The following is a 12,068-nucleotide window of genomic DNA, read 5'->3' on the forward strand; positions in this document are numbered from 1 at the left end:
TTGCGCCGCGCTCGCGCTCCGCGCTTCCTGTGCGATGAATGCCAGCTTCATGTCCGACCACCCGCTGCTGCGCCGACTTCCGAACTCTCATGCTTGCTCGAATGACGAGCTGCTGGCGGCGTTTCTCGATTATGTGGCGGAGAAGAAGCTGGAACTCTATCCAGCGCAGGAGGAGGCCATTTTGGAGTTGTTTGATGATCGCAACGTCATTCTCAACACGCCCACCGGCTCGGGGAAGTCGCTCGTGGCATTGGCGCTGCACTTTCGCTCGCTGGCAAAGGGACGACGCTCCGTGTACACCTGCCCGATCAAGGCGCTGGTGAATGAGAAGTTCCTCTCGCTGTGCCGCGACTTCGGCCCTGAGAACGTCGGCATGGCCACCGGCGATGCGACGGTGAATCGCCAAGCACCGATTCTTTGCTGCACGGCGGAGATTCTCGCCAACTATGCCCTGCGCGATGGCGCGGAGGCTCCGTTTCGTGAGGTCATCATGGACGAGTTTCACTACTACTCGGACAAAGAGCGCGGTGTGGCCTGGCAGGTGCCGCTGCTGACGATGAGCCAATCGCGTTTCCTGCTGATGTCGGCCACGATGGGCGGATCGGCGTTTTTCAAGGAGGGGCTCACTCAATTGACGAAAGCGGAGACGACCATCGTTGCGTCGTATGAGCGTCCGGTGCCGTTGGAGTTCAGTTATGTGCAAACGGGCGTCGATGTGACCTTGCAGGAGCTCGTCGCGGCGAACAAAGCGCCCGTCTATCTCGTGCACTTCACGCAGAACGAGGCCGCCCAGGCCGCGCAGGACCTCATGAGCCTGAATTTCTGCACCGCCGCCGAAAAGGCCTCCATCAAGGAGCTGATGGCCGGGGCGAAGTTCACCAGCCCGTATGGCAAGGAGGTGAAAAAATACCTCAGCCATGGCGTGGGCATTCATCATGCCGGGTTGCTGCCAAAGTATCGCGTGCTCGTCGAGAAACTGGCGCAGCGTGGCTTGCTGAAAGTCATCTGCGGCACCGACACGCTCGGCGTCGGCGTGAACGTGCCGATCCGCACGGTGCTGCTCACGCGACTCAGCAAATACAGTGGCGAAAAAGTCGCCACGCTCACGGCGCGTGACTTTCACCAGATCACCGGTCGTGCGGGCCGTCGCGGCTTTGATGATGTGGGCTACGTCGTGTGCCAGGCACCGGAGCACATCGTCGAAAACGCCAAGATGGAGGCCAAGGCGGCGGGCGATGTGAAGAAGCTGCGCAAGATGGTTAAAAAGAAGCCGCCAGAAGGTTTTGTCGGCTGGAATGAGGACACCTTCAAAAAGCTCCAATCTGCCACGCCGGAGCCGCTGGTGTCGCGTTTTCAAGTTTCGCACGGCATGCTGCTTCAGGTGCTGAGTCGAGCGGGAGACAGTTGCGCGGCCATGCGGCAGCTCATCGTCGATTCGCACGAAACGGCGAATGCGAAGACGCAGCACGAAAAGCGTGCGTGGCAGCTCTTTCGGGCGCTGGTGCAGCGAAAGATCGTGGAGATCATCCCACCCGCGAAACGCGGTGCCGATCAAACCAAGCTCCAGCTCAATGTGGAGCTGCAGGACGACTTTTCGCTCAACCACACGCTCTCGCTCTATCTCATCGACACGCTGGCACTGATCGATCCCGCCTCCGCGACCTACGCCGCCGATGTGTTGACGCTGTGCGAGTCCATCCTCGAAAACCCCGACGTCATCCTGCGTCGCCAGCTCAGCAAAGTGAAAGACGAGGCGATGGCCGCGATGAAGAACGAAGGCGTGCCCTACGAGGAGCGCATCGCGAAGCTGGAGGAGCTCGAATACCCGAAACCCTGCCGCGACTTCATCTACAGCACCTTCAACGCCTTCAGCGATGCACATCCATGGGTCGGCCAGGAAAACATCCGGCCGAAAAGCATCGCGCGGGAGATGTTTGAGAATTTTCGGAGCTTTGCCGACTACATCCACGATTACGACCTTCACCGCGCCGAGGGCGTGCTGCTGCGGCACCTTTCCAGCACCCTCAAAGTGCTGGCGCAGACCGTGCCGGACAGCTTCAAGACCGAGCCGGTTCAGGAAATGGAGGCCTGGCTTGCTGGCGTGCTTCGCGGCACGGATTCGAGCCTGCTCGATGAATGGGAAAAGCTGCGTGATCCCAACTACAAACCCGACGAGGTCGAAGAAAAGCCAGCGGAAGCTCCTGACATCACGCGGAACAAGCGTGAGTTCACCGCGCTCATCCGCACCGAGATCTTCCGCTACATGCAGCAGCTCATCAGCGGCAAAATTGACCTCCCTGAGCTGGACGAATACTTCGCCGACCACGACCGCATCCGCCTCGACAACGAAGCCCGCAACGGCCGCCACACCTACGTCCAGCCCAGCGACGACGGCCAGACCTGGCGCGTCAACCAAGTCCTCATCGACCCCGAAGAACTCAACGACTGGCAGCTCGAATTCCGCGTTGATCTCGCCCAAGCCCGCGAGGATGGAAAACCGACGCTGGTGTTTGTGAGCCTCTCAAAGATCGGGTGAGGTTGTATGGAGTGCCGACGAAGTCGTTGGCATGTTTTTTTGATTGGCGACGAATCGTCGCCACTCCATAGGCCTTGGCGTGGGACTAGCGCTACTGCGCCGCGATGGCCGCTGCGGCTCGTGCCTTCGCGATCTCGGCCTTCTTGAGAATCTCCTCGGTGCTCGGGAGGCTGGCGAGGACGTCGGCGGGGATGAAGCCGTCGCCGACGAGTTTAGTGAGGCATTTTTTGCGCTCGTCGAGGGCCTTGTCGGGGCTGCGCTCTTTGCTGAAGCGGGATTTGGCGGCGGCGCTGCGGTCTTTGAGGGCGGAGTAGATGTCGCCCCCGAGGAGGGAGGAGATGTCCACCTTGATCTTTTCGCGGCCGGCTTCGGACTCGTTGATCTCATCGCCGTTGATCGGTCCCGCCTGATACTTGGGGAACATGATGGCGACCTCGGGGCAGACGCGGGAGCAGGCGGGGCAGTTGGTTTTGCAGTTGTCGTTGTTCTGCACCTGGATCTTGTTGTCCTCGTTGACGCCATAGACATCGAAGAGGCAGAAGCTGAGGCACTGCATGCAGTTGGTGCAGCGGGAGTAGTCGATGACGGGGAACCAGGGCTTCCATTTGCCGGGTTCGTTCATGGGCTTGTCGCCGCGTGATTTGCTGACGAGGGCGACGATGGCGTCGGGGTCGAGGCCGGTGATGTCGCGGGTGTCGATGCTGACGAGGCCGGTGGCGTCTTCGAGAGCGGGGGCTTTGCCTTCAAAGGAACCGAGCACGAGCAGGCTGCGATCATCGTGAGGCATGGCGCTGGCGCCCTGGCCGCTGCGGGTGACGGTGTAGCCTTGGTCGAGCAGGGCCATCATCACTTTGGCACGGGATTCCGCAGGGAGCGCGATGCTGCCGTTGCCTTCGTAGAGGACGACGCGGAGGGGGCGGTGGGTGTGGGTGATCATGGACTTGAGGTCAAAGAAACGGTCAAGAGGTCAAGGAGTGGTCAAGAATCGGTGCGGAGGAGGGACTCGGTGATCTCGGCGGCTGTTTGGGTGCGCATGTTGAGGATCTCGGTGTCGGCGGGGAGGGGGGAACCGGCTTGCTGGAAGAGACCTTTCACGGCGCGAGGGTAGCAGGCGGCGATGCGGAGTTTGCCACAGGAGGCGATGGCTTGAAGCCGCGGATCGCGATGGGCGGCCATCTCGCAGAGGTCGGAGACGGTTTCAAAGCTGGCCTCGGAGGCGCAGAGCTGCTGCAGGACGTCGTTTTTGACGCCGGTGGGCACGACTTGGGCGTAGGCGCAGCGGCAGTAGAGAATGGTGGCTGGGGTAGATGGCAAAGCGCGTGAAGGGAGGTTTTCGGGCTAGTTTGGGCGGGGCAGGATCATACGCAACCGGCGGAGCAAATGACAAAAAACGAGTGAAAAAAATGGCGGTCTGCTCAGGGACAGACCGCCATTGGGAGATCACAGGGACTCAACGAGGGACTATGTTGTCGTTTTGCGCTCGACGTTGAGGCCCATCTTACGGTACAGCGTGGCGATGGAGACGCCGAGCATGCTGGCAGTCTTTTCGCGGGAGCCGCTGTTGTACTTGAGCGTTTCCTGAATGAAGGCGCGCTCCTGGCCTTTGATAAAGTCGTCGAGCGTGGAGCCGATGGGGAGCTTGGTGATGCCTTCGCTGGTGGAAGGGGTGGGAATCTCAATTTGCTGGGTGACCTTGGTGGGCAGATCGGAGGGGCGAACGCGGTCATTTTCGGCAAAGGCGCAGGCGCGTTCGATGGCGTTGCGCAGTTCGGAGACGTTGCCAGGCCAGGTGTATTTTTCGAGGAATTCGATGGCGGCGGGGTCGATGGTCTTGGCCTTGTCGTCAGTGCGCTCGGCAAGTTCTTTGAGGAAATGCTCGACGAGAGGTTTCACATCTTCACGGCGGTTGCGCAGGGGTGGAATCTTCAACGGAACGACGGAGAGCTTGTAGTAAAGGTCTTCGCGGAATTTGCCCGCCTTCACGGCATCTTCGAGGGAGACGGTGCTGGAGACGATGAGGCGGAAATCTGCGCCGCCTGAGCCGTTGCCCCAGCCTTTTTTGGACTGCGTTTCATCAAGGAAGGTGTTCAACTGGGCCTGAATGCGTGAGGGAAGCTGATTGACCTCGGCAAGGTGGATGGTGCCGCCTGCGGCTCGGTTGAAGATGGCGGTTTGGCCGAATAGCTCGGTTTCAAGGGCGTCTTCCGGCATGGCGCTGCATTGCAGTTCTTTGAACGAGGCCGCGCTGCGGCGGCTGGCCTCGTGCAAGGCGCGGGCGACCATGTGCTTGCCGACACCGAACTCGCCTTCAAGGAGCACGGGACTGTCGTTGTTGGCGACTCGGCGCACGATGTCAAAAATGCGCTGAATGGCATCGCTGTGGCCGATAAGCTTGGAAGATGAGGCGGAACGCAGCGTGGTGCTGGGCATGGCCGTCGGAGTCGCGGCTGCGACGCCATTGCGCTGGAGCGCCTGATTCACGGTTTTGATCAGATCGCCGAGATCGAAGGGCTTGGTCAGGTAGTCGAAAGCACCGAGGCGCATGGCCTCCACGGCGGTTTCGACGCTTCCATGACCGGTGACCATGATGACGGCGGTGTTCGGGAACTGATCCCGGCACATGCTGACTAGGTCGAGACCGTTCACATCGCCGATTCGCAGATCCACGATGACGAGGTCGGGCTGGTTGGAACGGATGGCGGCAATGCCGTCGATGCCAGTGGTGCAGCCAAAGACCTGATGCCCAGCGGCTTTGCAGAGCTTGGTCATGAGCTCCAGGATGGCGGCTTCGTCGTCTATGATTACTAGTTTAGCCATATTGATTTCGTTAAATGAGAGGCACGGTTGATTGTTAAACAAGCTAAACGTCTCGCAGGATTGCGTCAATCTTCGATTCTCAAAAAAGAGAATGCAGGGGGCTCCGATGCCATCCGACCTGATTTACTTCTTTTGCATGGCTTCCCGAAACTGCTCCCAAGCCCGGCGAAAATCTTGTTTCTGCATGTACAGCGCCGCGATCTCCTGACGGATGAAGGGAGGGGCGTTGGGAGTGTCTATCAGCTTTTCCAGCGTGCGTATTGCGTCATCGGTTTCCCCCTGTTTTTTTTGTGCTTGGAAGAGGTCGATGCTTCGTCTGGGGTCCGTGGGATTGAAAAGCGCGGCACGTTCGAGTGAGGCGATATCCGTTCCCGTCTCTAACGTTGTTCGGTTCAACGAAGGCAGGTAGATGGCGGCGATCTGGCAGGCGTGTTCAAACTCGGAATTGCGCGCATAGTGCTCTGCAAGGAGCCGCCAGCCGTCATCCCGCCATTTTTTATTCCTTTCAAGCAGCGACATGAGCGCGTTTGGATCCCCAAGGCGGTTCCAGATTTCAAAGAGCGCCTGTCTTTGGGCGGCCTCAAGTCCTTCAAGCTGTGGTTGCAGGGCCAGCATGCTGCGCAGGCATCTGTCGAATTCCTCGCGCGTCCGCACACCGCCCAGGTAATCAAGTTTGAGCTCCACGGTGGAGGCCAGCGCCCAGAGTGGTTCTCGAAGCTCTGGATGGCGTTCCGTGTAATTGAGCATCATGCGATAGTAACCGTAGATGCCTGGGGCGGATGCAGGATATCTCCGCAAGTATTCACGCCAGCCGATCACGGCGTAGGACGGGGCGAAATCCAGCCAGAAAACGCCTTCCTGATAGCAAAACGCGGCATAATGAGGCTCCACGGCTCGCGAGCGTGAAAAATCCTGCAACACGTCGTCGTTCGGCTTGCCGAGATAACGTTTCATGCGGGCGCGTTCAAAGTAGAGGTGGAAGTTCATCGGGTTCAGTCGCACCGCTTCGTTCATTAGGGGCAGGCCGCTGGCCGCCGAGCCAGTGTCGGTCAGCCAGTTGGCACGAGCACGCAAAGCTTCAGCCGCGCTGCTGCCGGGAAACATGGATGTGTGTCCCAGGCTCACTCCGAGCCAAGCTGCCCCGACTAACAGTACGACCACGCCTGCGACGCGGAGAGCCAGCCGGTCAAGCAGTCCGGATGCTTCTTTGAGCCGTCTCGGGCGCACCAGAATGCCGGCTAGCAGTCCCATGAAAATCGCAAAGCCCAGGCCGTGGTTTGGCACGTCAGCCAAGCCATGCACGGCGCCCATGCCGAAGGCGATGGCCGCCGCGTTGCGCAACTTACGGTCCTGTCTGTTTTGCGAGCTTTTGCGTTTTTTTCCAAACCAGGGGCCGGAGGATCGGAAAATCCACAGCAGCAGGAGCAAACCGGGAAGCACGGTCAGCAAGCCGCCTTCGGCCAGCAGCCACAGCAGGTCGTTTTCAGGGTGGAGAAAACGCGTTCTTGGTTCGTGGAACTCGGTAACCAGGGGGAAGACCGTCTCGAAATTTCCCAACCCAACTCCCAGCCACGGAGCCTGGATCACCATTTTGAGTGTTTCAGCCACCAGCATGGTGCGCGCTCCTTCCTTGGTGAAATCACCAGATTGCAGGCGCGTGCCGACACCGCCGCCAGACATGACGAGCAGCGTGGCGATGATCATGATCAATGAAGTCGTCACCGCCATTTTTTGGAAAAACCCCTTTCGCATCGCTGAGGTGCCGAGCCAGGCCGTCAGGCCGATGAACAGCAGGATGACACCGGCTTTGGAGGTGTTGATAAAAATGCAGGCCAGCGGCAAGGCGGCACCTGCCAGGAAAAGCATCCAGAGGCGTGATTTGTTCCGGTGAGAGTCGTAAGCATTGGCAGCGCACAAAACGCAAGTGATGGCGGCGATGGTGCTGGTGTGGTTGCGGTTGGCGAAGAGACCGAAGCCATTCCCCCAAATCAATGGATTGCGCGGCCACCAGGGCATTTTGATCCACTTGAAATGCTCAAGAATGACAAGCCCGCAGAGAATGATGCCGCTGAGCGCCAAGGTTTGAAGCATCGTCCGGCGCTGAGCGCTGGAGAATCCGCGAATTAGACACCACGTCAGCCACGAGAGGCAGGTGCCGTGCAGCAGCCACGCCTCCCAGGTCACCCATGCCTGTGGGGTGATGGTGCTGGAGAGCGGCACCTCCCAGTCATGGAAGAGACGTGATCTCCAGTCCGGCAGGCTCAATTGCCATTCGATGGGCAAAAACACGAGCAAGGGGGCCAGCAGGGCGCCCAGCAGACCGAGCATTGCGATGGTGGGCAGCCTGCGCTGCACAGGGAAAAGAAGCATGATCAGCGCCATCAAGACGGCCGCCATCCCTTTGGACCAGGCTTCGCGTCCCGCACCGCACAGAATCACCAGGATTGGCACCAGGGCAAACAGCAGCCCCTGCCACGCAGGCCCAGGAAGTTCAAGTTCACGCCTGTCCATGTCACCATCGTCGCCATCGTCAAGCGTGGAGGCTTCTGTGGCTAGTTGTGGCCTTTCATCCGCAGCTTCGTCTCCGATCAGAACGGGTTTGGAGGTGTCAGGTGCTGGTTGCATGTCGGGCTTCATGCCGTGGGCTGGCTGCTGGTAGCTGGATTGGGGTCAGTTGGCGCTTGTTCAACACTGGGCGGCAGAGCCCCCCATTTTTCGAGGCAGCGTTCGAGTGCGGGAAGCAGGACATCAAGACGCAGGTGCCACTCGGAGGTTTCAGTGTCGTCTTTCGGATGATGGATGTTGAAGAGCCTGCCATCAGCCAGCCGCAGAGTTTCAGCACAGGTTTCCGCCTGGCTGCTCACTCCCAGACCCATGCGCTTGATACCGTGGCTAAACTGCATGGTGAAGCTTTCCAAGGTGTCACAGCGCTCCACTTCAAAGTCCAGCACACGTCCGTAGGCGCGGAAAAACTCACGCTTGCGACGTCGTTCCATGACTTCGTTGATTTGTTCGCGGAAGTTTGACCAACTGCGCACATAGCCGAGATAACGCGCCGCGCCGAGGGCCAGCAGCAGCAGGAACGCGCCCGCCACCGGCAGCGCCACGCCCTTGGTCAGCAGCACGCTCAGTCCCACGAGGCTGAGCGCCAGACACACCGAGTACAAGGCCACCAGCGCCCGCCCTTTGCTGAAGCCCAGGAGGATCAACCGGTGGTGAATGTGCTCCGCGTCCGCGTTGAAGATCGGCACGCCTCGCATCGCCCGCCGGATGATCGCAAAAAGCGTGTCCAGAATCGGCACGCCCAGCGCCATGATGATCACCAGCAGCGCGCCGATCACAGACCCTTTGTTCGATGTGAAGAGCGACACCGAGGCGATGAAAAAGCCGATCAGGTAAGCGCCGCCGTCACCCAGGAAAATTTTGGCTGGCGGCAGATTGAAGATCAAAAAACCCGCCAGCGCGCCGGCCATCGCCAGCGCCACCACCAGCACGTCCGGCTGTAGGCCGTAATAGCCGATGAAAGCCAGTGTCAGGCACAAAAACAGCCCAAAGCCACCTGCCAGCCCGTCCATGCCGTCTATCAAATTGATGATGTTGGGGATGCTCACCAGCCATAGCAGGGTTAGCGGCAGGCTCCACCAACCCAGGTCGATGCTGCCATCTCCAAACGGATTGCTGAGCGTGTCGATTGAGACGCCCAGCGCGTAAAGAATCAACGCCGTGCCAATCTGGCCGACGAGCTTTACCTTGGCTCCCAAAGGCCGTAAATCATCCACAAAACCCACGCTAAAAATCAAAGCGTTGCAGATGGCCACCGGCAGCCAGCGACTCCAGCCCAGTCCGCCGATGTAACCTGCCACTAGGCATGCCAGACCTACCGCCAGGAAGATGGGGCCGCCTCCCAGTCGTGGGATGGCCTTTTCATGCAGCTTGCGTCGGTTGTCTGGCGCATCCAGGCCGACCTGGCCGCTGTTTTTCAAAATCCACCAGGTGCCGAGGGCGGCCACCACGAGGGCGCCGCAAAAGTAAACACCCATTTCCAGCCACGAGACAGGTCGGGGCACCCACGGCCCAAAGGGTATGTCGTCTGGCGTTGAGTCGGTCATGCGCGGTGGCGGGGCGGGTGGGTAAGCTCCCAGCATAGGCGTTGCGCCATGAACGTTCAAGACTTCAGCTTCAAAGAACTCGTGGGTTGCATCTTTCCAGATCGCTTCTTGAACTTTCACCCTGCTGCTCTCACCATCGCCGATGCTTGCAGACACCATCGCCGCCATCTCCACTGCCCTCGGCGAGGCCGCCATCAGCGTGGTGCGCGTTTCCGGCCCTCAGGCGCTCCCAATCGCCGCTTTGGCCTTCAAACTTCCACAGAACCTCACGCCACGGCAGGCGCATCTCGTTCCAGCCGTTGATGCCACTGGCGCATCGCTCGATCACGGTCTGCTGCTCCACTTCAAATCACCCGCCAGCTACACCGGCGAAGATGTCATCGAATTCCACGGCCACGGCGGCGTTCTCGTCACTCAGCGTGTGTTGGATCGCCTCCTCGCCTGCGGTGCGCGTGCGGCCGAACCCGGCGAATTCACCCAGCGGGCCTTCCTAAATGGCAAAATGGACCTCACGCAGGCCGAGGCCGTCATGGATCTCATCCACGCGCAAAGCACCCTCGCCCTTCGTGCCGCGAACGAACAACTCGGAGGTGCGATTGGTCGTGAAGCCACCGCCATGCAGCAGGAGATCATTCCGGTGCTCGCCCACATCGAGGCATTCATCGACTTTCCGGATGAAGACATCTCGCCCGAAACCGGCGCCGCCTTGAGCCAGCGCATCGACGCCGTGCTCGAACGTGCGCAAAAACTCATCGCCACCTCCGAGCAGGGGCGCATCCTGCGCCACGGTGCCCGCACCGTCATATCCGGTGCTCCGAACGTCGGCAAAAGCAGCCTGCTCAATGCCCTGCTCGGCTTCGAGCGTGCCATCGTCAGCCCTACCGCAGGCACCACTCGCGACACTATCGAGGAAATCATCCAGGTGCATGGTATTCCGCTCCGCCTCGTCGATACCGCCGGCCTGCGCGAATCCAATGACGACATCGAGCGCCACGGCATCCAGCGCACCGAACGCGAACTCGACCGCGCCGACCTCGTCATCGAAGTCGTCGATGCCAGCCAGCCTGCGGCCACCGTTCAGCGTCTCACGTTGCCCGACTCCATCGCCAATCGCCGCATCCTCATCCTCAACAAAGCCGATCTCGGCATCCATGCTGATTGGAGTACTATAGTCCCGCCTTTAGGCGGTACTGGCGGTGTCCAATGCATCCCTATTTCTTGCCTCACCGGTTCCGGTATTGAACAACTGCGTGACGCCATCCGCGACGTCATCGCCACCGCCGGACCGCTCGCCGCAGACCACCCCATCGCCATCAACGCTCGTCACAAAGCCGCCTTCGAACGTGCCGCCGAGCGCCTCCTCGCCGCCAGGATCGCTCTCGAGCGCGGCGAAGCCCCCGAGTTCATCGCCCTCGAAATCCGCGAAGCGCTCCAGGCCGTCGGCGACGTCATCGGCCAGGTCGATGTCGAACGCATCCTCGATGTCATCTTCTCCACCTTCTGCATAGGAAAGTAATCGCGAGCGTCGTTTGATACCCATCTTGACCAACCCTTGACCGTTGACCTCTCACCATGAACCGCCGCCACTTCCTCACCACCGCGTTCGCCGCCACCGCTGCATCACAACTCACCGCTCAAACCATCGCCAAAGCCGCCGCTGATCCCGCTTACGTCATCAAAAACAAAGGCATCAAGCACACCCTCATGGGCTGGTGCTGGAAGCCGATGGACACCCTTGTGCTCGCCAAGCATGCCAAGGACATCGGGCTCGTCGGCATTGAGGGTATCGATTCCAAGCTCTACCCCGACGTGAAAAAGCTCGGCCTCGACATCTCCCTCGTCGGCAGCCACGGCTTCGCCAAAGGACCGTGCAATCCCGAGTTTCACGACGAGGTCGTCACGAAACTGACGGATTCCATCAACCTCGCCGCCGATGTCGGCTGCAAAAAGGTCATCACCTTCACTGGCATGGAGTTCGAGGGCATGGATCGTGACAAAGCCATCCACGACTGCCTTGATGTCTGGAAGCAGGTGCTGCCGCTCGCCGAAAAGAAAGGCGTCACCCTCGTCCTGGAGCATCTGAACTCCCGCGACAGCTCCCACCCGATGAAGGGGCATCCTGGCTACTTTGGCGACGACGTGGATTTCTGCGTCGATCTCATCAAAAACATCGGCAGCCCCAACTTCAAACTGCTCTTCGACATTTACCACGTCAGCATCATGAACGGCGACATCATCCGCCGCCTGCGCCTTCACCAGGACTACATCGGCCACATTCACACCGCCGGGAATCCCGGTCGCTGTGAGCTCGACGAGCACCAGGAGATCAACTACCCCGCTGTTATGCAGGCCCTCCTCGAAATCGGCTACAACGACTTCGTCGCCCACGAATTCATCCCCACCTGGGACGATCCCATCCTCGCCCTCCGCCATGCGGCCATGGTGTGTGATGTGTAAAGTGGTCCAGACACTCCGTGTGCGGCATTTTTTCAGGGATGGCTGATCGAGTGGCGGTGGATGAAGCGAAAGGAGAAAGGATTCAGCCTGTCATTGAACCTTGAAAATGATGGCTGGACGCAGACTGGGAGTGGAGGCCGCCCCATTTC

The 12,068-nt window shown here is 59.9% G+C and carries 8 protein-coding genes; 3 read left to right on the top strand and 5 right to left on the bottom strand.

The window, feature by feature from the left end; all coding sequences use genetic code 11:
• The first annotated feature begins 49 nt into the window (after positions 1-49).
• Positions 50-2,536, top strand: coding sequence for a DEAD/DEAH box helicase (locus tag ACILSI_RS11145; RefSeq protein ID WP_395721955.1), 2,487 nt, complete (start codon positions 50-52; stop codon positions 2,534-2,536).
• Between the two features lie 91 nt (positions 2,537-2,627).
• Here ACILSI_RS11145 and ACILSI_RS11150 read toward each other — a convergent pair whose 3' ends face one another.
• The 5 genes from ACILSI_RS11150 to ACILSI_RS11170 form a co-directional block, all read right to left on the bottom strand.
• Positions 2,628-3,473, bottom strand: coding sequence for a ferredoxin family protein (locus tag ACILSI_RS11150; protein WP_395721956.1), 846 nt, complete (start codon positions 3,471-3,473; stop codon positions 2,628-2,630).
• 41 nt (positions 3,474-3,514) lie between these two features.
• Positions 3,515-3,850, bottom strand: a complete 336-nt coding sequence (locus tag ACILSI_RS11155) for a hypothetical protein (RefSeq protein WP_395721957.1) — start codon at positions 3,848-3,850, stop codon at positions 3,515-3,517.
• Between the two features lie 147 nt (positions 3,851-3,997).
• Positions 3,998-5,353: a sigma-54-dependent transcriptional regulator gene (locus ACILSI_RS11160; protein WP_395721958.1), complete on the bottom strand. Its 1,356-nt coding sequence runs from the start codon at positions 5,351-5,353 to the stop codon at positions 3,998-4,000.
• Positions 5,354-5,476: 123 nt separating this feature from the next.
• Positions 5,477-7,432, bottom strand: a complete 1,956-nt coding sequence (locus ACILSI_RS11165) for an O-antigen ligase family protein (protein ID WP_395721959.1) — start codon at positions 7,430-7,432, stop codon at positions 5,477-5,479.
• 554 nt (positions 7,433-7,986) lie between these two features.
• Positions 7,987-9,462 carry an MraY family glycosyltransferase gene (locus ACILSI_RS11170; RefSeq protein WP_395721960.1) on the bottom strand — a complete coding sequence of 492 codons (1,476 nt, stop codon included), beginning with the start codon at positions 9,460-9,462 and terminating at the stop codon, positions 7,987-7,989.
• Positions 9,463-9,604: 142 nt separating this feature from the next.
• On the opposite strand from ACILSI_RS11170, the gene mnmE reads away from it, so the two are divergent.
• A complete protein-coding gene (gene mnmE, locus ACILSI_RS11175; RefSeq protein ID WP_395721961.1) occupies positions 9,605-10,978 on the top strand; it encodes a tRNA uridine-5-carboxymethylaminomethyl(34) synthesis GTPase MnmE in 1,374 nt (457 codons plus the stop codon).
• A gap of 56 nt (positions 10,979-11,034) precedes the next feature.
• Positions 11,035-11,919 carry a TIM barrel protein gene (locus ACILSI_RS11180; RefSeq protein WP_395721962.1) on the top strand — a complete coding sequence of 295 codons (885 nt, stop codon included), beginning with the start codon at positions 11,035-11,037 and terminating at the stop codon, positions 11,917-11,919.
• Positions 11,920-12,068: the final 149 nt, after the last annotated feature.

The sequence above is a fragment of the Prosthecobacter sp. genome (assembly GCF_044232965.1).
Lineage (GTDB): Bacteria > Verrucomicrobiota > Verrucomicrobiia > Verrucomicrobiales > Verrucomicrobiaceae > Prosthecobacter.